Consider the following 24,391-nt stretch of genomic DNA (forward strand, 5'->3'; position numbering starts at 1 on the left):
GGGCGGAACCGGGTGCCGCCGCGCAGGCCCGTGCGTTCGGCGCGGTCTGCCTGGCCTTCCTGCTCGGCGCCGCGCTGGGCGCGCTGCTCACCGCGGCGCTGGGCAACCGGGCCGCGTGGGCCGCCGCGCGGTGTTCCGGGCGGAACCGGGTGCCGCCGCGCAGGCCCGTGCGTTCGGCGCGGTCTGCCTGGCCTTCCTGCTCGGCGCCGCGCTGGGCGCGCTGCTCACCGCGGCGCTGGGCAACCGGGCCGCGTGGGCCGCCGCGCTGCTGCTCTGCGCCGGGCTGCTGCTGTTCGTCCTCGACGAACGGCCACGACGCCGGAGCCCGTAGCCGCCGCGCGCGCGGCCGGGACCCGTCAGTCCACAGTGGAGTCTCGGTCGCCGAGGCCCCGCACGAGGTCGGCGAGCAGGTCGTCCACCCCTTCCAGGCCCACCGAGAGGCGGACCAGGCCCGGCGTCACCCCGCTCGCGCGCTGCTGACCTTCGTCCAGCTGCGCGTGGGTGGTGGAGGCCGGGTGGATCACCAGGCTGCGCACGTCCCCGATGTTGGCGAGGTGGCTGAACAACCTCAGCCGGTCGACGAACCGCCGTCCGGCCTCGATGCCGCCGGCCAGCTCGAAGGCGACCACCGCGCCGGCGCCGAGCGGCAGATAGCGCTCCGCCGCTTCGTGCCAGCGGTTCCCGGGCAGCCCGGCGTAGTGGACCCGCTCGACCGCGGGATGCCCCGCCAGCCACCGGGCCACCTCGACAGCGTTGCGGACATGCCGCTCCATCCGCAGCGAGAGCGTCTCGATCCCTTGTAACAGAAGGAAACTGTTGAACGGGGACACCGCGGGCCCCAGATCGCGCACGAGCTTGGTGCGCAACCGCAGGGCGTAGGCGAGTGCCCCGAACTCGGTCCCGAAGACCAGACCGTGATAGCTCGGGTCCGGCCGGGTGAACTGCGGCCAGCGGTCCGGTTCGGCGCCGAAGTCGAACTTCCCGCCGTCCACCACGATCCCGCCGATACCGGTACCGTGCCCGGACAGGAACTTCGTCGTCGAATGCACCACGAGGTCCGCGCCGTGCTCGAGCGGCCGCGTCAGGTACGGCGTCGGCACGGTGTTGTCCACCACCAGCGGCACGCCCGCTTCGTGCGCGACCCCGGCGACCGCCGCGACGTCGAGCACGTTGCCCAGCGGGTTGCCGACGCTCTCGGCGTAGAGCGCCCTGGTGTTCGGCCGGATCGCGGCCCGCCACGCGGCGAGGTCGTCCGGGTCCCGGACGAAATCGACCTCGACACCGAGTTCGGCGAACGTGTACGCGAGCAGGTTGTACGTCCCGCCGTAGAGCGTGGCGGCCGCGACGACGTGGTCACCGGCCCGCGCGAGGTTCAGCAGCGCCAGTGTCGAGGCCGCCTGGCCGCTGGCGACCGCGACGGCGGCCACCCCGCCCTCCAGATCGGCGAGCCGTTCCTCCACCACCGCGGTGGTCGGGTTGGACAGCCGCGTGTAGGCGTGCGATTCGAGGTCGCGCAACGCGAAGGCCTCGGCGGCGTGCCGTGAGTCGGCGAAGGTGAACGACGTGCTCTGGTACACCGGCGTCGCGCGGGCCCCGGTCGCCGGGTCCGGCCGGGCACCGGCGTGGATCTGCCGCGTCTCGAACGACCAGTCCGCACTCACGCGGCGGGTTTCCTTGGGCGCATGACATCCATGATCGCTCGCGAGCTTCGCTCACGCACGGTCGGCCAGGACTTCGCCCCACCAGCGTTCGGCGACCTTCGGATGCGAACGCAGCCAGCCGACCAGCGCGTTCTCCCCGTACGCCGCGAGCAGCGGATTGTCCTCGTCCTCGGTGATCCCGCGCGCGCCGGAGGCCAGTTCCGGCGGCAGCCGCAGCGGCTCGACGACCGCGTCCAGCCGGGGCGCGAGGAAGAAGGGCACCGAGAACCGCTCGACACCGGCGGGCGGGCTGACCACGCGGTGCCGGGTGGCCCGCAGGTAGCCCCGCGTCGCGATCTCCAGCATTTCGCCGATGTTGACCACGAAACCGCCCGGGATCGGGACCGCGTCGATCCAGCTCCCGTCGGCCGCCTGGACCTGCAGCCCGCCGACCTCGTCCTGCTGGAGCAGCGCGAGGTAGCCGTAGTCCTTGTGCGCGCCGACGCCCTGGTCGGCCTCGTCCGACGCGCGGCCGGGGTAGCGGATGATCTTCAGGTGGGTCGCGGCCTCCTCGTCGAACCACGCGTCGAAGTAGCCTTCGTCCTGGCCCAGCGCGGCGGCGAGCGCGCGCAGCACCTCGCGGGTGACGCGCAGCGCCTCGGCCTGCCAGGCGAGCGTCGTCTCCCGCAGTTCGGGCAGCGACTCCGGCCACTGGTTCGGCCCGATCAGCCCGCGCCACGCCGGTTCGCCGGGACCCGGTTCGACGGCGGCCCGCTCGGGCCCGACGTCGAGTTGCTCGCGCCAGTCCGGGGAACCGCCGGTGTACTCGTGCCCGGTACGCGTGTAGCCGCGGAACTGGCGCGAACGGAGGTTCTCGATCGCCAGCCGCGCCTCGACCGGCAGCGCGAAGAACCGCTTGGCCACCTCGAAGATCCCGGTCGTCAGCGCCTCGGGCACGCCGTGGCCGACGACATAGAAGAACCCGACCTCGCGGGCGGCGTGCCGCAGCCTCGCGAGGAAGGCGGCCCGGTCCGCGGCGGGGTCCCGGAACTCCGAAATGTCGATCACCGGCAGCGTGGTCACGTCTCCGAGCGTAGGCGGTGTCCCCTGCCCCGAACCGGTGCTCTCACATCGCGGGCGCCCGGACGGCGAGGAACTCGATCTTGCGCCGCAGCGCGAACCCGAGCGACTCGTACAGGCGGATCGCGTTCGTGTTGTCGGCGCTGGTGTGCAGCATCGGTGTCTCGCCCCGGTCCCGGATCTTCGCGGCCACCGCGAGCACGAGCCGGGTGGCCAGTCCCCGCCCGCGATACGCCGGGTCGGTGCAGACCGCGCTGATCTCGGACCAGCCCGGCGGGCGCATCCGCTCCCCGGCCATTGCCACCAGCGCCCCGCGCTGCCGGATGCCCAGGTACGTCCCGAGTTCGACGGTGCGCGGCCGGAACGGGCCGGGCTGGGTGCGCTCGACCAGGTCCAGCATCTCCGGGACGTCGGCGGCGCCGAGCCGGACGGCCTCCGGCGCCTCGGCGGGGACCACGCCGACGTCGACGAGCTGGACGCCGTGGATCCGGTCGACCACCTCCCAGCCCTCGGGCGGGGGCCGCTCCACGCCGAAGATCGCGGCGACGGCCCCGGGACCGGCCAGTTTCGCGACGTCGTGCCAGACCTCGTCGCCGGGTTCGCCGGACGTCGCGAAGAACGGCGTGACGTCGGCCTGGTACCGCGCCGCCCGGCCGTGCCGCTCGGCGAACCGCGCCTGCGAACCGGTCAGCGCCGCCCAGGCGGGATTGTCCAATGGTGATGCGTCCGGAAGCACAGCCATGATCGAACCACGGCCGTCCACAGCGCGGAAGGGCGTGCGGGCCACGATGTTTGGCCGAGCCCACCCACGGTCCGGCCGGTGCGCTCACCCGGGCACGGCGAGTACTCCGGCGAGCAACGCGGCGACGAGCGCCGTCCGTTCCGGTATGGCCGGGACCAGCACGTGCTCGTCGTCGGCGTGCGCGCCGCCGCCGACCGCGCCCAGCCCGTCCAGCGTCGGGACGCCCACGCCCGCGGTGAGGTTCCCGTCCGAGCCGCCGCCGACCGCGACGCCGGTGATCGGCCCGAGGCCCAGTTCGGCGCCGAGGCGCACCGCGCGGGCGAACAGCTCCGCCGACGCCGAGGGCGGCAGCGGCGGGCGGCGCGGGCCGGGGACCACCTCGACCTCCGCGCCCGCCAGCACCGGCCGCAGCGCGCGGATCGCGGTGTCCACCCGGGACTGCTCGGCCGGTTCGCGTACCCGCGCGTCCACCGTGAACGCGCCCTCGGCGGGAACGGTGTTGCCGGTGGTCCCCGCCCGGAGCACGGTCGGTGTGACGGTGGTCCCGCTCGACGGGTCGGCCAGCGCGGCCACCGCCAGGATCTGGTGGGCCAGCTCGACGGTCGCGTTGACGCCGCGTTCGGGTTCGAGGCCGGCGTGGGCGGCCCGCCCCCGGACGCGGACCTCGTACTGGGACACGCCTTTCCGCGCCGTCTTCAGCGCCCCGCCGTCGGCGGCCGCCTCCAGGACCAGCGCGGCGGCACAGCCCGCCGCCTCGTCCTGGATCAGCCGTTCGGACGAGGGCGAGCCGAGTTCCTCGTCACCGGTCACCAGTACCGTCACCCCGGACGGGTCGGGCAGCGCGGCGACCGCGTGCAGGGCCATCACCACGCCGGTCTTCATGTCGAAACAGCCCGGTCCGCGCAGGACCCCGTCCTCGACACGGAACGGGTGCGTCCGCAGCGATCCGAGCGGCCACACGGTGTCGTGGTGGCCGAGCACGAGCACCCGGCGCGGCCCGTCGCCCAGCCGCCAGCGCACATGGGTCCGGCCGTCGAGGACGATCCGCTCGGCCGGGACGCCGAGCAGCCGCTCCCCCAGCTCGGCCACCAGCTCCGCGCTCCGCGCCACGGCGGCCAGGTCGGCGGACGGGGACTCGTGGCACACCAGGCGCTCCAGGTCGGCCAGCATCGCGGGCAGCGCGTGCCGGAACCGTTCGGGCATGACTCGCTCGGCCATCCTTCTCCTCACCACAGTGCTCCGGCGTCCAATGGACCCCACCGCGGACACGGTGTCACACCATCCTGACGGACCCTTCGTGGCGCGGTACAAGAATCGGCGGTCACATTCGTGTGCCCGCACGACCCTTTCCCCCTCCTCCGCTCGTAGCGTGCTCAGCACATCGCCGGAGGGAGCACAGTGTCCACAGTAGACTTCGAGGTCCTGCCATGACGGCCGCGTCGCCCGGCGCGGCACGGCTCGCCGCCGACGCGGCGGCCACGGCGGGCGTCCGGATCCGGGAGGTCGCCGAGCCCGGCGAACTGCGGGAGCTGAACGAGCTCTTCCGCGACATCTGGCGGCCCGACCCCGGTAACCCGCCCCTCACCGAGGAGCTGCTGCGGGTGCTCGCGCACACCGGGAACTACGTCGGGGGCGCGTTCCTCGGCGACCGGCTCGTGGGCGCGGCCGTCGGCCTGTTCGCCGCCCCGGCGACCGGGGCGCTGCACTCGCACATCACCGGCGTCGGCGCGGCGGCACGGGGACGTTCGGTCGGGTTCGCGCTCAAGCTGCACCAGCGGGCCTGGGCACTGGAGCGCGGACTGGCGCGGATCACCTGGACGTTCGACCCGCTGGTCCGCCGCAACGCCCACTTCAACCTCGTCAAGCTCGGCGCCCGTCCGGCGCGGTACCTGCCCGACTTCTACGGCCCGATGGACGACCACATCAACGGTGGCGGCGCCACCGACCGGCTGCTGATCTCGTGGGAACTGGCCGGCGAGGACGTCGAAGCGGCCTGCGCGGGAAACCCCCGGCCGGCGGTCCCGCCGCCCCACGCCGCGCGCGTACTGGCGAACGAGGACGGCAGGCCGGAACCGGAGAAGGCCGACGCGCCCGTCGTGCTCGTCGACACCCCGGCCGACATCGAGGGACTCCGGACCGGGGACCCGGCGTGCGCGGCGTTGTGGCGCGAACGGATGCGCGAGGCGCTGTGCGACCGGATGGCCGGGGGCGCCGCGATCACCGGGTTCACCCGGGAGGGACAGTACGTGCTCCGGACACCGGAGGACTAGCACGACATCGCAAGAAAAAGGGGGGCGGCACACCGGAAAACGGAGGTTCACCGATGAATCCCGCACCCTTGACCGGGGAGTGGACGCGGAGCAGGATCCGCCGCACCGCCACCCTGACCATGATCATCCTGCTGCTCGCCTGGTCCATCGACTACGTGGACCGGTTCGCGATCGGCATGGCCCTGCCCTCGATCGGCGCCGAGTTCGGGCTGACCAAGACGGCGCAGGGGCTGCTGGTGACCACGTTCGCCGTGGTCTACCTGGCCTGCCAGGTCCCGGCGGGGTTCCTCGCCGACCGCTTCGGTGCCCGCAAGCCGATGCTCGTCACGCTGGTGCTGTGGTCGGGGTTCACCGCGCTGACCGGTCTCGCCGGTACCTTCGGCATCCTGCTCGCGATGCGCGCGCTGTTCGGGATCTCCCAGGGCTGTTTCCCCGCGGCGTCGTTCAAGGCGGTCGCCGAGCGCACCACCCCGGACCGGCGGGCGACGGTGACCGGGGTGATGCTGGCCGCCAGCGGCGTCGGGCCCGGCATCGCCCCGCTGATCGTCGCGCCGCTGATCGCCGCGGTCGGCTGGCGGCACACGTTCCTCTGGCTGGCGCTGGGCGGCGCGCTCATCGGCGTGCTGCTGTGGAGCCTGCTGCCGAAGCCGCTGCCCGCCCGGCTCAACGCCGCCGCCGTCGGCAGCGCGCCGCCGGTCACCGCGTCGCGCCGGGAGGTGCTGCGGTCGCCGCAGCTGTGGAAGTTCGCGGTGCTGTTCTGCTCGCTGAACATGCTCGCCTACGGCCTGATCACCTGGGTGCCGAGTTACCTGCTGGAGGCCCGGCACGTTTCGCTGGCGCAGACCGGCCTGCTCGCCGCGATCCCGATGCTGGTCACCGTGGTCACCACGATCCTCGGCGGCTGGCTGTTCGACCGGTTCTTCGCCCACCGGACCCGGTGGTTCCTCGCCTCGATCACCACCGGGACCGCGGTGCTGCTGGGCCTGATGACGTTCGCGAGCACGACGGTGGAGTTCACCGTGTACGAGACCTGCGCGATCGGACTGTCCGGGCTGAGCACGATGTGCGTGTTCGGCCTGCCGCTGCGGGTGCTGCCGCCCGCGCTCACCGGGACCGGGATGAGCGTGCTGAACTTCGGCGGCCAGGTCGCGGGCGCGAGTTCGCCGCTGCTGATGGGCTGGCTGGCCGACACGTTCTCCTACACCGCCGCGTTCGGCCTGCTGGTGGTGACCACGGTGCTCGCGGCGGTCTTCGCCTTCTGGGTCCCGCAGCGGCCGGAGCACCTGCGGCTCGGCCGGCAGCCGGACGCCACCGGGCTCGGCGAGGGCCCCGTCGTCGCCACCCCGTAACCCGCCCCGAGTCCACAGTGGACGCTCGGTGCGCTCCTCGGCGCAGGTCCGTGGGGGCCTCCTCGAGGGACTCCAGGTCCCTCAAGGAGGCCCCCACGGACCGACCGGCGAAGGTGGCTCTCGCAGTACCTGTATCGCCAGGGTCTCCCAGGAGTCCAGGACGCCTGTCAACCTCGTCGAGTCGGCCCGGCCACCCGGAAAGCGCCGACCACACGGCAGACAGGAACGAAGACCCATGGCGGACAGCCAGTTCACCACGCACTCAGACCTTTTCGATCTGAGTGGGAAGTACGCACTCGTCACCGGCGGGACCAGGGGCATCGGGATGATGATCGCGCGGGGCCTCCTCCAGGCGGGCGCCCGCGTCGTTGTCAGCTCACGCAAGGCAGACGCGTGCGCGGAGGCACAGCGTCTGCTGTCCGAATTCGGCGACGTCCGGGCGATCCCCGCGGACCTGTCCAGGCACGACGAGTGTCAGCGCCTCGCCGATCTCGTCAAGGCCGGCTCGGAACGTCTGGACATCCTCGTCAACAACGCGGGGGCGATGTGGCGCGAGCCGCTGGAGACGTTCCCGGCCGAGGCATGGGACGCGGTGCTCGACCTCAACCTCAAGTCACCGTTCTGGCTGGTACAGGCGCTGCTCCCGGCACTGCGCGAGGCGGGCTCCGCCGACGATCCCGCGCGCATCATCAACATCGGCAGTATCGCCGGGGGCATCCACGTCGCCCATGCGCCCAACTACTCCTACGCCAGCAGCAAAGCGGCACTCCACCAACTCACCAGGGTGCTCGCCAGGGAACTGGGCCCACAGCACGTCACGGTGAACGCGGTGGCCCCAGGAGTGTTCCCTTCGCAGATGATGGCGGCCACGATCGATGCCATCGGCGACACGATCGCGGCGAAGGCCCCGCTGCGCCGGCTCGGCCGCGCCGACGACATGGCGGGTGTCGCCGTATTCCTCGCCAGCCGGGCCGGGTCCTACCTGACCGGCACCGTCATCCCGGTCGACGGCGGCACCGCCACGACCGCGTCGGGCACCTAACGCACACCCCTGATCGGCAGCACCGCGAGACCGCCGAGCACTGCGGCGACGACGGCGCCGAGGAACAACGCGAAGTAGTTCGGCCCGGCGTTCCCGATCGCCAGCAACGGGGTCGCGAGCGCCGGGACGAGCAACTGCGGGAGCTGGTACGACAGCGCGATCACCGCCAGCCCCGTCCCGGCGTCCGCGCCGGGCGGGAGTACCTCGGTCATCATCGCCACGTCGACCGAGACGAACGCGCCCTGCCCCATCCCGGCCACCGCGATCCCGATCGAGAACGTCAGCAGGTCCGCGGAGAACAGGCTGATCAGCAGCCCCGCCGCGGTGCACAGCGCCGAGACCCAGACGATCGCCTTGCGCCTGCCGGTCCGGTCGGAGATCCAGCTGAACACGAGCGTGGTGACGACACTGCCCGCGAAGTACACGCCGAGGACCGTGCCGGAGACGCCCGCCGCGTCCTTTTCGGACACTCCGAGCCGGTCGGTGAGGAAGTAGAGCAGGTACCCCACCACCGACACCAGCGCCATGGTGACCAGCAGCCGGCAGCACCACGCCCACGCGAAGTCCCGGTGCCGCACCGGGTTGATCCAGTAGCTGCGCAGCAGGCCGCGCCAGTCCACGCGCGCGGGCCCGGTGCGCACGATGTCGCGCAGCACCGCCACCAGGCCGAGATTGGCCGCGAGCGCCACCCCGGCGGGCGCGCCGAACCACCACACCGGGTTCCCCGGCAGGATTCCGACCAGATGACTCCCGGCGAACGGCGCGATGCCGGTGCACAGCCCGAACGAGGCCGCCACCCTGGCACGGAGGCGGGCCGGGATCTGGTCCGCGAGCAGCGCGTTCAGCGCCATGTTGGTCGCGGCGAACCCGGCCTGGGTGAGACACCAGCCCGCGATCACCAGCGGCACGTTCGGGGCGAACGCGAGCACGAGCATGCCGAGCGCCCCGGCCACCGTGCCGCCGAGCAGGAACGGGCGCCGGATGCCCGCCCGCGCGGTGCTGCCGTCGCTGATCCGGCCGAGCGGCGCGGTGAGCACGATGACCAGCACGCCGCCCAGGCCCGCGGTCAGCGCCAGCAGCTGCGTCTTGTCCGCCGGGGCCAAAGTGGACAGTCGCAGCGGGATGCTCACCGTCGCCGCCGACACCAGCGCCAGCGCCACGCCGAAGTAGGCGAGCACGAACAACGGCAGGAACAGCGGGGACTGCCGTTGCCCGCCCGGCACGGCGACGGCGTCGTCCCGGACCGGTTCGGCGATCTCGGACATCTTCGTCCCTTTCCCCGCTGTCCGCGGTCAGGAGTGCAGGGCGCGCAGCGCGTCCGCGATGGCGGCCTGCGCGACCCGAGCGGTGGCCGAAACCCTTTCGTAGACACCACTTTCGTGGGTCTGGCCCACCAGCCGCAGTGCCGCCACCGGCACCCCCGCGCCCGCCAGCGCGGCGGCGTAGGCCTCGCCGTCACCCCGCAGCGGGTCGATCTCGGCGGTGAAGACGTAGGCGGGCGGCAGGCCGTCGAAGCGCTCGGCGAGCAACGGCGACGCCCTCGGGTCGCGCCGGTCCTGTTCCCGGGGCACGTACTGCGCCACCACGCGTGCGAGGCCGGCCCGCTGCTCGTCGGTCAGCTCGACGGCGTCGAGGTCGAGATGCCCCGAGGTCAGGTCGAGCGCGGGGACCTCGAGGATCTGCGACGCCAGCGGATACCCGGCGCGGTCCCGGTTCACCAGGGTCAGCGCGGCCGCGATGTTCCCGCCGGAGGACTGGCCGGCCACCGCGATCCGCGTGCGGTCGACCCCGAGCCGCCCGGCCTCCCGCACCAGCCAGCCGAGCACCGCGTAGGCCTGCTCGACCGCCGCCGGGAACGGATGTTCCGGTGCCAGCGCGTAGGAAACCGCCGCGACGACGACACCGGCCCTGGCGGCGCGCAACGCGCACTGCGCGGCGACGCCCGGATGGTGCACCCCGCCCTGCCGCCACGCCCCGCCGAAGAAGAACAGGCACACCGGGAGCCCGGTCCCCGCTCCCGGTTCGTCCGGGTAGTACAGGCGCACCGGCGCGTCCGGATAGCCCTCGACCGGGACGACGTGCTCCCGGACCGGCAGCTCCGGCCCCGGCGGGCCGAGGCGGGGATAGACCGCGCATTCGTAGTCGTAGGCGCGTTTTCGTTGTTCTTCCGGGTCTTCCGCCTCGGCGGGCGGAGCGACACCGAGGCCGGCCAGCGCGGCGAACAGGCTCGGATCGAGGGGCACGACGGGGTTTCCTTCCTCAAGTCCTCAGTGGACGGTGGCGGCGGTGCGGCGGGCGCGCAGGAACCCGGAGACGCGGTCCTGCCATTCCCGCGCGATCGGCGACGTCGCGGTGATCCCCGCGGAGCCGTGGACCTGACGCGGCGCCCGCCAGGTCTCCACCGGCACCCCGGCCGCGGCGAGCCGGGCGGCGTAGGCCTCCCCGCAGTCCCGCAGCGGATCGCATTCGGCGGTGAGGACCAGCGCGGGTGGCAGCCCGGCCAGGTCGCGCACCTCGGCGGGCGCCGCCGGGCCCGGCGCCGGGTCGGCGCCGAGATACGCCGCGCGGATCTCCGCGAAGTCCCCGAAGTCCGCCAGCACACCGTGTTCGCGGAACGAGCCGTCCCGGTCGAGGTACAGGCTCGCCGCCGGGACCTCCAGCACCTGGTGATCCAGCGGCGGTCCGCCGGCGTCGCGCAGGTGGACCGCGGCGAGCGCGGCCAGGTTCCCGCCCGCCGAGGCACCGCCGACGCCGAGACGGCCGGCGTCGATCCCCAGTTCGGCGGCCGAGGCGGCCAGCCAGCCGAGGACGTCGACGCAGTCTTCGAGCCCGGCGGGGAACGGGTGCTCCGGGGCGAGCCGGTAGTCGATGTCGAAGATGTCGAACCCGCTGTCGACCGCCCTCCGGCGCAGCAGCCGGTCGTTGATCACCTCGTGCACGTCGCCGCCGATGAATCCGCCGCCGTGCACCGAAAGGTGCGCGGGCCGGGGCCGGTCGTCGCCCGGCGGGTGATACCGCAGGACGGTGACCTCCCCCGAGCGGACCGGGACGCGGTGTTCGGTCACCACACAGCCCGCCGGGCCGGGCAGCGTGAACCGGGTGGCCAGGACGTCGGCGAGTTCGCGGGCGGCGCGGCGCCGTCGCGGCCAGTCCGCCGCGCGCAGGTCCGGCAGCCCGGCGGCGATCTCTTCGTTCGCGGCGAGCCACTCCAGTACCGCGGCTTCACAGCCCGCGGCGCGGGCGAGCGCGACGTAGTCCGGCATCCAACCTCCATCGAAGTGCTTCGACAAAGGACTTTAAACCTCGCGGGACGCGAGGTCAACCACGATGCGGCGGAAGCGGGGCGCGGCGGATAGGGTGAGCCGGTGGGGAGTTCGGACGTGACGATCTACCAGGTGGCCGAGACCGCCGGGGTGAGCATTTCCACCGTGTCGCTCGCCCTCAACCACCCGGACCGGGTCAGCGAACGCACCAGGGAACGGATCATCGAGGTGGCGGGCGAACTCGGCTACCGGCCGGGCGCGACCGCGTCCGAACGGGCCCGCCGCCGCACCGGCCGGATCGCCGTGCTCGCGCCGTTCAGCAGCTACGAGTCGTACCGCACCCGGTTGATCGGCGTCCTCGAGGCCTGCGCGCCCGACGACGTCGAGGTGGTGGTGCACGACGCGCCTTCGGCGGCGGCCACCAGCTCACCGCTGCTCGACGCCCTGCCCGTCCGCGGCGACGTGGACGGACTGGTCGTCATGGGCGTGCCGCTCGCCGACGAAGGCGCCGAACGCCTGCGGCGCTGGGGCCCGCCCACGGTGCTCGTCGACTCGGCGCACCCGGCCTTCTCCAGCGTCACCTTCGACGACGAACAGGCCGGCTACCTGCTCGGCGCCCATCTGCTCGAACGCGGCCACCGGCACCTCGGATACCTGCACGAGCCCCAGCGTTCGATGAGCTACGTCTCCCCCGGCATGCTCCGCCGCGACGGTGTGCGCCGGGCGCTGCGCGAGGTGGACGGCGGTGTGCTCGACGATCTCGAACTCCCCGGCAACGACCTCGCCGCCGCCCGCGAATTCGCCGCCGGTTTCGCGGCCCGCGCGGACCGGCCGACCGCCGTCATCGCGCACCACGACGTGCTCGCCGCCGGGGTCCTCGCCGGGCTCCGCGCCGCCGGGGTGGCGGTGCCCGCCGAAGTGGCCGTCGCGGGAATCGACGACGGCCCGCTCGCCGAGGGACTCGGGCTCACCACCGTCCGGCAGCCGTTCGCGGAGTCGGGCCGCCGGGCCGGGGAACTCCTGCGCTCGCTGATCGGGAAGCCGGGCCGGACACCGGGCCGCACCCTGCTCACGCCCCGGCTGATCGTCCGCGAAACCACCTGACCCGCCACCCACGCACCCAATGTGGCGTTCGGTGCGTCCAACGCACCGAATGCCACATTGGGGCGCTCGTCCGCCGGGTTAGCGGACCGGTGCCGTCGCCTGCAGGTCCGCCAGCGCCTCACGGGACCGGGCGCGGAACTCCTCGACGCGCGCGAGCTTGATGTCCTCGTAGCCGCGGACCACCTCGGCCAGCTCGGCGATCGCGGTGACCGCGTCGGCGGTGCCCGGTTCGAGGCAGGCGAGCGCGTCCCGCACCAGCCGCTGGTACTCGCCGATGAGCGCGCGTTCGACACGGCGCACCTTCGCGTAGCCGAAGGCGTCGAACCGCGTGCCCCGCAAACCCTTCGCGGCCCGCAGCGTCTTGAACGCCAGCTCGGCCGAACGCTTCAGCCGGAGTTTGCGCTTCATGCCCATCGCCCGCAGCACCGGCGGGTGCAGCAGTACCGAGACCGAGGCGTCGGCGCCGAACTCCTCGTCCCGGCGGGCCTTTTCCACGGTGTCGAGGTGCAGCCGCGCGACCTCGTACTCGTCCTTGTACGCCATGAACCGGTGCAGTCCCTTGGCATACGCGACCGCGACCCGCTCCCCCTCGTCCCCCGCGCGCGCGGTCGCGAGGTCCGCGACCCGCCGGACCTCCTCGGCGTACCGGCGCGCGTAGTCCTCGTTCTGGAACCCGACGAGGTCCGCGACCCGGGTGGCCAGCACCCGGCCCAGCTCACCGGACGGGGCGTGCGCGGCGGCGATCGCGACGGCCACCTCGTCGACCGCCACCGTCGCGCGCTCCGGCGCCGAGGTCGCGGCGAGCACCGCGTCCCGGTCGAGCACGGCCGCGCGGCCCCAGCGGAACGCGGCGAGGGTCTTCTCGACCCCGGCGCCGTTGAGCCGGATCGCCTGCTCGATGGCCTCGGCCGACAGCGGGAGGCAGCCGTGCTGGAACGCGGCGCCGACGAGCAGCATGTTCGCGGGCATGTGATCGCCGAACAACGCCTCCGACAGCGCGAGCGCGTCGAGGTAGTAGTTGTCCGCGCCGCGGGTGGCGGATTCGACGCGTTCGAGCGCGTCGTCCGGCGAGCCGGGCACGACCACGCGGTTGGTCACCATCGCGGCGGTCGGCACCACGCTGGTGTTGACCACCGCGACGGTGTGCTCGCGATGGGTCACGGCCAGGTTCGCCTCGGCCGCGGCGCCCAGCAGGTCGAAGCCGAGCAGGACGTCCACAGTGGACTTCGACGCGCGCAGGGCACCACCGACGGGCTGCTTCGAGATCCGCACGTCGCTGATCACCGGGCCGCCCTTCTGCGCGAGACCGGTCTGTTCCAGCCCGGCGGCGTAGAGGCCGTCGAGGTGCGCCGCCATCTGCAGGATCTGCGACACGGTGACGACGCCGGTGCCGCCGATGCCCGGCATGCGCAGCAGCGTCCCGTCGCCGGTGAACCGGCGCAGCGGCGGGGTCAGCCCGACCGGCAGCGCCGGCACCTCGCGCTTGCGCCGGGTGCCCGGCTCGACGAGCAGGAACGACGGGCAGTCCCCCTTGAGGCAGCTGAGGTCGGAGTTGCAGGACGCCTGGTGGATCCGTGTCTTGCGGCCGAACTCGGTCTCGACGGGCCGCACCGAAAGGCAGGTCGAGACGTCGCCGCAGTCACCGCAGCCCTCGCAGACACGCTCGTTGATCACGACCTTTTCCGCCGGTGTCGGCAGCTGTCCGCGCTTGCGCAGGCGCCGTTCCTCCGCCGCGCAGCGGTCGTCGTGGATCAGCACCGTCACACCGTCCACTCGGGACAGTTCGCGTTCGACGTCGGCGAACTCGTCGCGGTGCCGGACCGACGCGACCGCGTCGAGTTCGACTCCGCGATAGGTCCCCGGCTCGGCCGTGGTCACCACGACGCGGCGGACGCCCTCCAGCGCGAGCCACCGGGTCAGCGCCGGGATGCCGAGCCGCCCTTCTGCCTGCTGCCCGCCGGTCATCGCGACGGCGTCGTTGTAGAGCAGCTTGTAGGTCATCGTGGTCCCGGCCGCGACGGCGGCGCGGATCGCCAGCGAGCCCGAGTGGTGGAAGGTGCCGTCCCCGAGGTTCTGCACGAAGTGCCGGTCGCCGGTGAACGGCGCGAGGCCGATCCACTGCGCGCCCTCGCCGCCCATCTGCGTCAGCCCGATCTGGTGCCCCCGGCCCGCGGTGTCGAGCGCGACCATCGCGTGGCAGCCGATGCCGACGCCCACGAGCGTGTCGTCGCCGGTGCGGGTGGAGGTGTTGTGCGGGCAGCCCGAACAGAAGTACGGCGTCCGGCTGTCCACTGTGGGCAGGGTGATCCGCGACGCCCGCGCCGGGGCGAGCGCTTCCAGATGCGTGGTCGCGGTACGGGGCAGCCGGTCGGCGCCGATCCGGGCGGCCAGCGCCCTGGCGACCTCGTCCGCGCCCAGCGTGCCCCGCGCGGACAGCAGCGGCCTGCCGTTCTCGTCGCGGCGGCCCACCACGTTCGGGGCGCCGGGGCGGCGGTACAGCGCGGCCTTGAGCGCGTCCTCCAGAAACGGCGTCTTGTCCTCCACCACCAGGACTTCGTCGAGGTCGCCGGTCATCTCGGCCAGCGCGTCCGCGTCGATCGGGAACGGCATGGCCAGCCGGATGAGCCGCACCCCGAGACTGTCCATGACGGCCTCGTCGATACCGAGGTCCGCCAGCGCGCGCAGCACGACCGAGTAGGCCATGCCCGAGGCCAGCACGCCGAGGGTGGCCCGTTCCGCGGTGAAGGTGACCCGGTTCAGCCCTGCCTCGCGGGCGTAGGCGCGGGCCAGGTTGAGCCGCCGGGTGAGCACGTCGTGCTCGGCGTCGACCGCGGCGGGCCCGACCAGCGCGCCGCGCGAGGGCCGCGGTGTCTTCGGCGGCGCCGGGATCGCGTGCCCGAACCCGCCGACGTCGACGGTGGCCGACGCGTCGGCGATGTCGGCGACGATCTTCAGGCCGGTCCACAGGCCGCTGGCCCGCGACATCGCGACCGCGTGCAGGCCGAGTTCGACGATCTCCTCGATCGAGCCGGGCGCGAGCAGCGGCATCGACAGGCTCTGGCACAGCTGTTCGCTCGCGCTGGGCAGCGTCGAGGACTTGCAGTCCGGGTCGTCGCCGATGAGCGCGACCGCGCCGCCGAGCGCGGCGGTGCCCGCCACGACGCCGTGCCGGATCGCGTCCGCCGCCCGGTCGAGGCCGGGGTTCTTGCCGTACCAGAACCCGGTGACGCCGTCGTGGCGCCGCCCCGGCGTCTCGCCGAGCAGCTGCGACCCGGCCACCGCGGTCGCGGCGAGTTCCTCGTTGAGCCCCGGCTGGAAGACGATGCCCGCGGGCTCGGTGAACCGCGCGGCCCTGGCCAGCTCCATGTCCAGCCCGCCGAGCGGCGAACCGGGGTAACCGCTGACGAACACCCGGGTGTCCAGTCCCCGCGACTCGTCCAGCTTCCGCTGCTGGAGCATCAGCCGGACCAGCGCCTGGATGCCGGACATCAGCACCCTGCCGTGCTCGGCCGTGTAACGGTCGTCCAGGGAGACGGCGGCGAGGTCGACGCTCACGGGGGAGCCTCCATCCAGGGTCGTTCGTGGTGGGCTACGCCACAGCAGAACCGACACCCGGCCTGTTGCGCAAGTAAGTCTCTCGAAGCTGGACCCAACACGCAAAGAACTCTGTGCGAATACTCCTCTCGCGGCTATTGTTTGCGTCCAGATCGAGGAGGCACCCGTGACCGACGTGGACGACACCGACCTGCGGGTCCTGCAGCTGCTGCGGGAGGACGGCCGCCGGACGTACTCGGAGATGGCCCAGGAGGTCGGGCTGTCGGTCGCGGCGGTCAAACGGCGCGTCGACCGGCTTCGCGAGCTCGGGGTGATCACCGGGTTCACCGTCGAGATCGACCACGCCAAGCTCGGCTGGGGCATCGAGGCGTTCACCGAGATCCGGTACGTCGGCACCACCGGCGTCGAGGAGATCATGCGCGACGCCGCCGAACTGCCCGAGGTGCAGACGGTGTTCACGATCGCGGGCGACCCGGACGCGCTGGTCCACCTGCGTGCCCGCGACATCGGCCACCTGCAGCAGGTCATCGACCAGCTGCGCCGCTCCGGCACGGTGACCGGCACCAAGACGCTGATGATCCTCGGCTCGCGCAGCCGCAAGAACTGATCCGGCACCCAGGTCCGTGAATGCCACATTGAGGGACTCTGAGTCCCTCAATGTGGCATTCACGGACCGCCGTATTCCGGGACGGGCCGAGGGGATTTCACCCGCGAAAAAGGAAATCCCCTCGGTGCCGGAAACGCGCGGATTTTCGTCAGCCGACGTCGGTGCTGCCCAGCACGGTGTCCTGGCTCGGCGGATCGAGGGCCAGGTCCACGTCGAACTTGGCCAGCGACGGATCGGACGCGTCGGTGGTCACGTGGGTGACCGACTTCGGTTCCACCGAGGTGGTCGCCTTTCCCGCCGGGGTGCCCTGCGGCACGGTGAAGTCCACTTTGCCCTTCGCGGTGAACTTCAGCGGCCCGCTCGCCGGCACCTCGGTGTCCGGGATGGGCAGGTTGACCTTCAGGGAAATGGCCTGCCCGCTGCTCACCTTGAGCGACACCGAGGCGTCGATCGCGCCGCCGACCTTCTTGGCGCCGACCAGCCGCAGGCCGTCCGCCGTGCTGTCCCCGGCGTCCACGTCGAGGCTGAACGGCACCGAAACCGGCTGGCCGATCGTCGCCTTCGCCGGGATGTCCACGTGGACGACCGTTTTCACGGTCTGGTCGCCGATGATCGGGAAGCCGCCCTTCCAGGTCAGCGACTTGTCCGCGGCGGCGGCCTGGCCCGCCCCGCACACCGTGACGACGGCCGCCGCCACCGCGAGGATCCCGGCCTTGGCGAACCGGGAGCGCGTACGCGTCATGGTTGCTGTCACCTTCAGCTCCTTTTTCTTCGCAGGAATACCGAACAAGGGGAGAAAATGGATGACGGGCCGGGCGCCCGGCCCTCGCCGGTCACAGTAGTGGGTGAATATTGACCACGACACCCCGCCGGTGTGACTTTCACGTAATTGCGGAGTATTCATCATCCGCACCCTGATTCATTCGATCGTCATTGTCATCCGCGAACGGATTCCCGCGTATTCCGGCCGAGCGGAGCCTCCACTGTGGACGCGGTGGACGCGGTGGACGCCGGGGTCACCCGAGCAGGAACGGGAGCAGGAGGCCGAGCAGCGCGTCGGGCCGGTCGAGTGGGACGAGGTGCCCGCAGTCCTCGACGAGGTGTCCTTCGAGATCGTCCGTGATCGGCCGCAGCTGGCGTTCGAGACTCCGCCCGACCGGGTGCGCGCCGACGGCCATCGTGGGCACGGTGAGCCGGTGGGCACGCACGGCCTCCCGGATCCGCTCCGCGCTCTCCGGCATCGCCCGGTAGTGGGCGAAGGCGCAGCGCAGGGCGTCGGATCCGGTGTAGGCGCTGACGAACGCGTCGCGGATCGGCTCCGGCACGCCCCGGCCGTGGGTGCCGACGTCGAGGAACCAGCCGACGTACTCCGCCTCGTGCCCGGCCAGGACCGTCTCCGCCAGCCCCGGCACGGAGTGGAAGCCGAACCACCAGGGTTTCCCGCCGGCCAGGAACTCCTCGGCGCCGGGCAGGGTGCCCAGCAGCGACTCCATCAGCACGAGCCGCCGGACCCGCTCCGGGCGGCGCAGCCCGAGCAGGAACGCCGGTGGCGTGCCCGCGTCGATGCCGACCACGGCGGCGGTGTGCTCCCCCAGCGCGTCGAGGATCCCCGCCGCGTCGTCGGCCAGCGTGTCCGCGTCGTAGCCATCGCTCGCCCGGGTGCTCGCGCCGAGGCCGCGCAGGTCCGGCGCGAGCACCCGGAAATGCCGCGCCAGCCGGGGAATCACCGCGCTCCACAACCGCCAGGTGTGCGGGAATCCGTGGAGCAGCAGCACGGCGGGGCCGGTACCGGCGACCGCGACGGAGGTCTCGATGCCGTTGGTGGCGACGCGGCGCAGGGAAATCTCTTCGACGGTGGTGGGCACGACCCCTCCCGATTGTGGTTACCATTGGTGACCAGATAAACGTAGGTAACCCGAAACGCCGTGCCAAGACGGCACTTTCCCGACAGGTGGTGAGCCCGAGGTGACCTCCTCTCCCGCCGGTGCGCCGGCCCCGGCGCGCGGCGACGTGTTCGACCCCGCCTGCCCGGCCCGGCGGCTGCTGGACCGCATCGGCACCAAGTGGACGTCGATGGCCGTCAAGGTCCTCGCCGAGGCCGCACCGGACGAAGTGCGCTTCGCCGAGCTGAAGCGCCGGATGCCCGGCGTCTCCCAGAAGATGCTGTCCACGACCCTGCAGGGGATGACGCGGGACGGACTGGTCGCCCGCCGCGTCGAACCGACCGTGCCGCCGCGGGTGCACTACCGGCTCACCCCGCTCGGCCGCTCGCTCGAGGAGCCGCTCGCCGCGGTGCGCGCGTGGGCCGAGGAGCACATGGCGGAGATCGACGAGGCGAACGCCCGCAGCGACGCGGCAGACCCCGGCCATCCGGGGCCGTAGGCCCGGCCCACCGCCGGTGCCACCACGACCGGCCGGCGTCGTTCGTTCGGAGTATCGGTGACCCCCGTTTACTGATAGCGTCCGCAGATCCCGAGCTCGCGGAGGCGTCAGTTCTTGCCGGGGAACGCCCGAGCGCGCGGTGGTGAGGCAGGTTCAGATGCGTGACGATGTGGTCCAGGCGAGTTCCGTGCTGGCACACCCGCCCGAGCGGGTGTGGGAGGTGGTCGGCGCGCCCGAGCGCTACTCGCGGTTCGTACCGGAGATCAGCTGGTGCGAGGTGGTCGAGCCGGCCTCGCCCGGCCGCGGCCCGCGTTGCCTGATCCGGCTCCGGCCGCGCCGGGGCGAGCTGGTCGAGGAGCAGATCCACGCCGTGGTGCACCGCTCCGGCGAACACGTCGTGTGGCGCGGCGTGGCGGACGAGCGCAGCTGGGTCTCGGTCGAACTCCACCCGCTTCCGGACAGCCGTACCGAACTCGTCGCGCGGCTCATGCTGCCCTCACCCCGCGCGGAGCTGTCCCGGTCTGCGCTCAAACGCAGTGTCCAGGAGATCGCGCGGCGGATCGACCGGCACCTCTCCGGTGACCCCGCCCCGCCGGAGGACCCGCAGCGGAACAAGGCCACCACGCTCCGGACCGCGAGCACCCTGGTACGGGCCGGGGTGCTGTCGGCCGGACGGCCCGACAAGGTCGCCCGGCAGCTGACCTCGCTCGCGCAGTGGGGCGCCACCCTGGCCGGCGGCTACCAGGCCGCGGCGGGGCGGGCGCCCGCCGAGCCCGCCCTGCACGACGAGCGCTGCGCCCGCACGTTCGGCCAGACCGAGGAGCGCAGCAACCGCCTGGCGAACGCCCTGGCCGAACGCGGGGTCAGGCCCCGTGACCGGGTCGCCCTGATGTGCCGCAACCACGCCGCGATGGTGGAGTCGTTCATCGCCTGCGGCAAGCTCGGCGCCGACGTCGTCCTGCTCAACACCGGGCTCTCGGCGAGCGCGGTGGCGAAGGTGATCGCCGTGCACCAGCCGGTGGCGGTACTCGCCGACGACGAGTTCGCCCGCGTGATCACCGACGTCCGCGGCGAGTTCCTCCGGGTCAGCACCTGGCCGGAGGCCGAGGCGGGCTACCCCACGGTGGACGAGCTGATCGCGGGCGCGAAGCCCGCCCGGCGCAAACCGGTGGACCGGCCCGGCCGGATCGTCGTGCTCACCTCGGGCACCACCGGGGTCCCGAAGGGCGCCCGCCGCCCGACCCCGAAGGGCGTCGGCGCGGCGGCGGCGCTGCTCGACCGGATCCCGCTGCGGTCGGGCGACCGGATCGTGGTGGCCGCTCCCCTGTTCCACACCTGGGGACTGGCCGCGATGCAGATCGGGATGGCACTGCGGGCCTCGCTGGCGCTGGTGCGCCGTTTCGACGCCGAGGAGACCCTGCGGACCATCGCCGAACAGCGGTGCGACGCGCTCTTCGCGGTGCCGATCATGCTGCAGCGGATCCTCGACCTGCCGTCCCGGATCCGCGGCCGCTACGACCTTTCGTCGCTGCGGATCGTGGCGAGCAGCGGTTCGGCGATGTCCGGCGCGTTCGTCCACGAGTTCACCGAGACCTTCGGCGACGTGCTCTACAACCTCTACGGCTCGACCGAGGTGTCCTGGGCGAGCATCGCCGATCCCGACGACCTGCGCGCCGCGCCGACGACGGCGGGCCGCTGCCCGCTCGGCACCCGGGTCGCGATCCTCGACGAGGACCGCCGCCCGGTGCCGCCCGGCGGGGAGGGCCAGATCTTCGTCGGCAACGAGATGCTGTTCGACGGCTACACCGACGGCGGGAGCCTGCCCAGGGCGCACGATCTGATGGCCACCGGCGACGTCGGCTACGTCGACGCCGACGGCAGGCTCTTCGTCACCGGCCGGGCCGACGAGATGATCGTCTCCGGCGGCGAGAACGTCTTCCCCCGGCCGGTGGAAGAGGCGCTGATGGCACTCCCCGGTGTCTACGAGGTCGCGGTGGTCGGAGTGCCGGACACCGAGTACGGCCAGCGGCTCGCCGCCTACATCGTGCCCCGGCGCAACGCGCGGCTGCACGCCGAGGACATCCGCGCCTACATCCACCAGCGGCTGGCCCGGTTCGCGGTGCCGCGCGACGTCTACTTCGTCCCGGAACTGCCCCGCAACGCCACCGGCAAGGTGCTCAAGCGGCTCCTCAACGACGACACCTGGCCGATGGACCCGGACGGCGGTCTCGCCCCGGTGTGGCCGGGGCACTGACCGGCCACCCGCAGGCTAGCCGCGCGCGACGGCCCGGCGCTCCCGCAGGGACTGGCCGAGCCAGATCAGCCCGAGCGCGACCCCGACGAGCGTGATCGTGGCCCCGGCCAGCGCGGGACCGCGCAGCTCCAGCACCGCGCTGAGCACGTACAGCAGCGCCGCGGGAACGACCGCGCTCGCGGTGACCAGCGCGGGCACGACGGCGGCGGCTCGGTTCGCTCCGGACATGTGCTTCCCCTTCCCCCGTGCGCCCGCCTCCCCTGGCCGGGCGTCGTCCTCCCACCGTATACCCGGGCCAGGACTCGCGGGCCGGGTATACGGGATGCCGACGGCCACCGCCGGGCCGGGGCCGCTCAGGTCCACAAAGGACACTACGGGGTGACGGCCTCCACCCTGGCGGGCACGTGCTTGTGCCACGGGGTGCCCGCCAGCGGATCGCGCAGGCCCAGCGAGGTCAGCTCGTTGGGCGCCACCCCGGCCACGCCGTGGTCGGGGTGATCGACGCCGAGGCCGTTGGGCAGCGAGACGTGGCCGGGCCGCATCATGTCGGTGATCTCGACGACGACCTCGGCGGCGCCGCGTTCGGTCACCACCCGCGCCGGGCCACCGGAGGTGAGCCCGAGCCGCGCCGCGTCGTCCGGGCTGACGCGGAGCGCGCCCGCCGCGTCCCGGCGCCGCCAGGCCGGGTCGCGGTAGATCGTGTTGGCGGTGAAGGACCGCCGTTCCCCCGCCGAGAGCACGAACGGGAACTCCTCGCTGACCCAGCCGGGTTCGGTGTCCCGCAGTCCGCCGAGTTCGCCGAGCAGTTCGGGGATCTCGACGGTGAACCGCCGGTCGGGACGGCGCACGTAGGTCCACACGTCCTCCCACTCGTCGACGGTGAACGTCACCCCCGACGGCGTCGACACGATCGCGTCGAACAGTTCGTCGCCGTCGGCGAATCCGGCGCGGCGCACCGCTTCGGGATGGGTCATCGCGCACAGCTGGGCCAGCCCCCACACCGCGGCGGTCCCGCGCTGCCCGTCGGGCAGGACCGTGCCCAGCGTCTCGTAGAGCACGAACGGCGCGAGGCCCATCAGCGCGGGATCGGCGCCCGCGGCGGTGAAGAACGCCGCCGCGAACTCGGCGCGTCCGGTCCGCGCCGCCGTGGTCAGCTTCGCGAGCACCGCGGGCTCGACGACGCCGAGGTGCCGCAGCACGCGGGCGTAGATCTCCGCCTCCGGCATCGTGCCCGGCAGCGGGTCGAGGACGGGCGGGCGCAGCTGGAAGGTGTTGTGCGGGAACTCGACGTTGAAGAACGTGGCCTCCCACTTCTCGAACTGGCTCGCCGCGGGCAGCACGTAGTCGGCGTGGCGCGCGGTCTCGGTGAACGCGACGTCGACGACCACGACCAGGTCGAGCGCCTCCAGCGCGGTGCGGAAGGTCCGGGAGTCGGCCAGCGAATGCGCCGGGTTCGTGCTGTCGATCCACATCGCGCGGAACCGGTCCGGGTGGTCGGTGAGGATCTCCTCGGCGATGGAATTGCACGGCACCAGGCCGGAAATGATGCGCGCGCCGGTCACCGGGGTGGTGCGCACCCGGCCCTTTCCGCTGCCCCCGGACCCGGCGCCCGCGATCGCCGCGAAGCTCGAGTGCAGGAACATGGTGCCGGGCCTGCCGAAGTTGCCGGTGAGGATCCAGAGCAGCTTGTTCAGATAGGACACCAGGGTGCTGTTCGGCGCCTGCTGCACACCGAGGTCCTCGTAGGTGGTGGCGCTCGACGCGGTCCCGACGCGCCGCGCCGCCGTCCTGATCAGCTCTTCGGGGACACCGCAGCGTTCCGCGTACAGCGCGACCGGGACCTCGGCCAGCGCGGCCACCACGGGCTCGGCGCCGGTGGTGTGCTCGGCGAGGAAGTCGTTGTCCAGCAAGCCTTCCTGGACGAGCACCCCGAGCATCGCGGCCAGGCACCAGGCGTCGGTGCCGGGTGCGACCTGGAGGTGGATGTCGGCCATCGCGGCGGTTTCGCTGCGCCGGGGGTCGAGCACGATCATCGTGCGGCCGGGGTCCTTGGCGATCGCGCGCAGCGTCGGCCGCGCCCGCGGGAAACTGTGTGACTGCCAGGGGTTCTTGCCCACGAACACGACGACCTCGGCGTGCTCGAAGTCGCCCTTGGTATGCCCGCCGTAGAGCTTTCCGTCGACCCACATCTCGCCGGTCTTCTCCTGCGCCAGCGCGTTCGAGAAGTACCGGACGCCGAGCGCGGCCTGCAACGCCCTGTTGTAGACGCCGCCGAGGTGGTTGCCCTGGCCCCCGCCGCCGTAGAAGAGGATCTTGTCGCCGCCGTGGGTGTCGCGCACCGCCGAAAGCCGTTCCGCGATCTCGCGGAGCGCGGTGTCCCAGCCGATCTCCTCGTACGTGCCGTCGTCCCGGCGCCGCAGCGGGGAGGTCAGCCGGTGCCTGCCGTTCTGGTAGTGATCCAGCCGCAGCGCCTTTTCGCAGGTGTACCCGGCGGACGCGGGATGCTCCTTGTCGCCGCGGATCCGGTCGAAGCGGCGGCCGCCGAGCTTGATCTCGATGCCGCAGTTGCACTCGCAGAGGATGCACGCGGACTTGTGCCACTGGTCGGTCATGACTTCGCTCCCCGCCACCGGTGTCAGGACGCCGCGGCGCGTTCGCGCTCGGCGGACTTCTTGAGATCGGCGAAGCGGATCGTCTGCCCCGCCGCGCCCCAGTTGCCCACCGGGACCTCCCGGATCAGCGTCCAGACGCGCAGCGCGTGCTCGGGCGCGAGCCCGGCGGCCGCGACCACGGCCGCGTGGACGTCGGCGACGAGACCGTCCTTGCGCCGCTGGGACAGCGCCCCTTCCGGCACGGTGATGTCGACGCGGTAGCGCGGGGCGCCGCCGGGACGGCCGCCGACCGCGAGCCCGCCGTCGGGGATCTCGTGCAGGTACACCCAGGTGATCTCGCGGAAGAACTCCGTGTCCGGAGCGCCTTCCCAGCGCAGCAGGATCGTCGCGAGTTCGTCCGGGAGGGACTTGGCCGCGGCGGGTTCGAGGGCTCCGGCGGGAATCGTGATGTCGATCAGCGGCATGACGGCCTCCTGGGGCGACGTTCGGCT

General features: G+C 72.8%; 21 protein-coding genes. 8 read left to right on the forward strand and 13 right to left on the reverse strand.

Annotation, left to right across the window (positions count from 1 at the left end; all coding sequences use genetic code 11):
- Window positions 1-115 precede the first annotated feature (115 nt).
- Window positions 116-331, forward strand: coding sequence for a hypothetical protein (locus ABD987_RS01560; RefSeq protein ID WP_378213993.1), 216 nt, complete (start codon window positions 116-118; stop codon window positions 329-331).
- A gap of 25 nt (window positions 332-356) precedes the next feature.
- Here the strand turns inward: ABD987_RS01560 and ABD987_RS01565 are convergent, their stop codons facing one another.
- The 4 genes from ABD987_RS01565 to ABD987_RS01580 form a co-directional block, all read right to left on the reverse strand.
- Entirely contained in the window at window positions 357-1,661 is a 1,305-nt protein-coding gene (locus tag ABD987_RS01565; RefSeq protein ID WP_345385997.1) for a bifunctional o-acetylhomoserine/o-acetylserine sulfhydrylase, read from the reverse strand.
- Between the two features lie 51 nt (window positions 1,662-1,712).
- Window positions 1,713-2,723 (reverse strand): isopenicillin N synthase family dioxygenase, encoded by a 1,011-nt coding sequence (locus tag ABD987_RS01570; RefSeq protein WP_345385999.1) that lies wholly within the window; start codon window positions 2,721-2,723, stop codon window positions 1,713-1,715.
- Window positions 2,724-2,766: 43 nt separating this feature from the next.
- On the reverse strand, window positions 2,767-3,462 hold the full coding sequence (locus tag ABD987_RS01575; protein ID WP_345386001.1) for a GNAT family N-acetyltransferase: 696 nt from the start codon (window positions 3,460-3,462) through the stop codon (window positions 2,767-2,769).
- A gap of 84 nt (window positions 3,463-3,546) precedes the next feature.
- Window positions 3,547-4,680: a M20 family metallopeptidase gene (locus tag ABD987_RS01580; protein ID WP_378213969.1), complete on the reverse strand. Its 1,134-nt coding sequence runs from the start codon at window positions 4,678-4,680 to the stop codon at window positions 3,547-3,549.
- A gap of 209 nt (window positions 4,681-4,889) precedes the next feature.
- Between ABD987_RS01580 and ABD987_RS01585 the strand changes: the two genes are divergently transcribed.
- The 3 genes from ABD987_RS01585 to ABD987_RS01595 all read left to right on the forward strand — a co-directional run bounded on the left by ABD987_RS01585 (window position 4,890) and on the right by ABD987_RS01595 (window position 8,123).
- A complete protein-coding gene (locus tag ABD987_RS01585) occupies window positions 4,890-5,732 on the forward strand; it encodes a GNAT family N-acetyltransferase (RefSeq protein WP_345386003.1) in 843 nt (280 codons plus the stop codon).
- 53 nt (window positions 5,733-5,785) lie between these two features.
- Window positions 5,786-7,081 carry an MFS transporter gene (locus tag ABD987_RS01590; protein WP_345386005.1) on the forward strand — a complete coding sequence of 432 codons (1,296 nt, stop codon included), beginning with the start codon at window positions 5,786-5,788 and terminating at the stop codon, window positions 7,079-7,081.
- 235 nt (window positions 7,082-7,316) lie between these two features.
- Entirely contained in the window at window positions 7,317-8,123 is an 807-nt protein-coding gene (locus tag ABD987_RS01595) for an SDR family oxidoreductase (RefSeq protein ID WP_345386007.1), read from the forward strand.
- On the opposite strand, the gene ABD987_RS01600 is transcribed toward ABD987_RS01595, so the two are convergent.
- Genes ABD987_RS01600 through ABD987_RS01610 form a run of 3 tightly spaced genes read right to left on the reverse strand, consistent with a single transcriptional unit; the run spans window position 8,120 to window position 11,386 of the window.
- A complete protein-coding gene (locus ABD987_RS01600; protein ID WP_345386009.1) occupies window positions 8,120-9,388 on the reverse strand; it encodes an MFS transporter in 1,269 nt (422 codons plus the stop codon). The genes ABD987_RS01595 and ABD987_RS01600 overlap by 4 nt on opposite strands.
- A 27-nt stretch (window positions 9,389-9,415) precedes the next feature.
- Entirely contained in the window at window positions 9,416-10,366 is a 951-nt protein-coding gene (locus ABD987_RS01605) for an alpha/beta hydrolase fold domain-containing protein (RefSeq protein ID WP_345386011.1), read from the reverse strand.
- Window positions 10,367-10,390: 24 nt separating this feature from the next.
- Entirely contained in the window at window positions 10,391-11,386 is a 996-nt protein-coding gene (locus tag ABD987_RS01610; RefSeq protein WP_345386013.1) for an alpha/beta hydrolase, read from the reverse strand.
- A gap of 117 nt (window positions 11,387-11,503) precedes the next feature.
- Between ABD987_RS01610 and ABD987_RS01615 the strand changes: the two genes are divergently transcribed.
- Window positions 11,504-12,490 (forward strand): LacI family DNA-binding transcriptional regulator, encoded by a 987-nt coding sequence (locus tag ABD987_RS01615; protein WP_345386015.1) that lies wholly within the window; start codon window positions 11,504-11,506, stop codon window positions 12,488-12,490.
- A 78-nt stretch (window positions 12,491-12,568) separates the two neighbouring features.
- Here ABD987_RS01615 and ABD987_RS01620 read toward each other — a convergent pair whose 3' ends face one another.
- The gene (locus ABD987_RS01620; RefSeq protein ID WP_345386017.1) at window positions 12,569-16,045 is read right to left on the reverse strand and encodes an indolepyruvate ferredoxin oxidoreductase family protein; all 3,477 of its coding nucleotides are present in this window, start codon (window positions 16,043-16,045) and stop codon (window positions 12,569-12,571) included.
- Window positions 16,046-16,211: 166 nt separating this feature from the next.
- Here ABD987_RS01620 and ABD987_RS01625 point away from each other — a divergent pair, with 166 nt between their 5' ends.
- Window positions 16,212-16,652 (forward strand): Lrp/AsnC family transcriptional regulator, encoded by a 441-nt coding sequence (locus ABD987_RS01625; protein WP_345386019.1) that lies wholly within the window; start codon window positions 16,212-16,214, stop codon window positions 16,650-16,652.
- 148 nt (window positions 16,653-16,800) lie between these two features.
- Here the strand turns inward: ABD987_RS01625 and ABD987_RS01630 are convergent, their stop codons facing one another.
- Window positions 16,801-17,394, reverse strand: a complete 594-nt coding sequence (locus tag ABD987_RS01630) for a DUF6801 domain-containing protein (RefSeq protein WP_345386021.1) — start codon at window positions 17,392-17,394, stop codon at window positions 16,801-16,803.
- A 274-nt stretch (window positions 17,395-17,668) separates the two neighbouring features.
- On the reverse strand, window positions 17,669-18,517 hold the full coding sequence (locus tag ABD987_RS01635; protein WP_345386023.1) for an alpha/beta fold hydrolase: 849 nt from the start codon (window positions 18,515-18,517) through the stop codon (window positions 17,669-17,671).
- Between the two features lie 100 nt (window positions 18,518-18,617).
- Between ABD987_RS01635 and ABD987_RS01640 the strand changes: the two genes are divergently transcribed.
- Window positions 18,618-19,034: a winged helix-turn-helix transcriptional regulator gene (locus tag ABD987_RS01640; protein ID WP_345386025.1), complete on the forward strand. Its 417-nt coding sequence runs from the start codon at window positions 18,618-18,620 to the stop codon at window positions 19,032-19,034.
- Between the two features lie 157 nt (window positions 19,035-19,191).
- Window positions 19,192-21,288: an AMP-binding protein gene (locus ABD987_RS01645; RefSeq protein ID WP_345386027.1), complete on the forward strand. Its 2,097-nt coding sequence runs from the start codon at window positions 19,192-19,194 to the stop codon at window positions 21,286-21,288.
- Between the two features lie 15 nt (window positions 21,289-21,303).
- On the opposite strand, the gene ABD987_RS01650 is transcribed toward ABD987_RS01645, so the two are convergent.
- The 3 genes from ABD987_RS01650 to ABD987_RS01660 form a co-directional block, all read right to left on the reverse strand.
- Window positions 21,304-21,516 carry a hypothetical protein gene (locus tag ABD987_RS01650; RefSeq protein ID WP_345386029.1) on the reverse strand — a complete coding sequence of 71 codons (213 nt, stop codon included), beginning with the start codon at window positions 21,514-21,516 and terminating at the stop codon, window positions 21,304-21,306.
- A gap of 143 nt (window positions 21,517-21,659) precedes the next feature.
- The gene (locus tag ABD987_RS01655) at window positions 21,660-23,900 is read right to left on the reverse strand and encodes a molybdopterin-dependent oxidoreductase (protein ID WP_345386031.1); all 2,241 of its coding nucleotides are present in this window, start codon (window positions 23,898-23,900) and stop codon (window positions 21,660-21,662) included.
- A gap of 23 nt (window positions 23,901-23,923) precedes the next feature.
- On the reverse strand, window positions 23,924-24,364 hold the full coding sequence (locus tag ABD987_RS01660) for a tautomerase family protein (RefSeq protein ID WP_345386033.1): 441 nt from the start codon (window positions 24,362-24,364) through the stop codon (window positions 23,924-23,926).
- Between the last annotated feature and the right edge of the window lie 27 nt (window positions 24,365-24,391).

This window comes from Amycolatopsis samaneae, from assembly GCF_039541975.1.
Taxonomy (GTDB): domain Bacteria; phylum Actinomycetota; class Actinomycetes; order Mycobacteriales; family Pseudonocardiaceae; genus Amycolatopsis; species Amycolatopsis samaneae.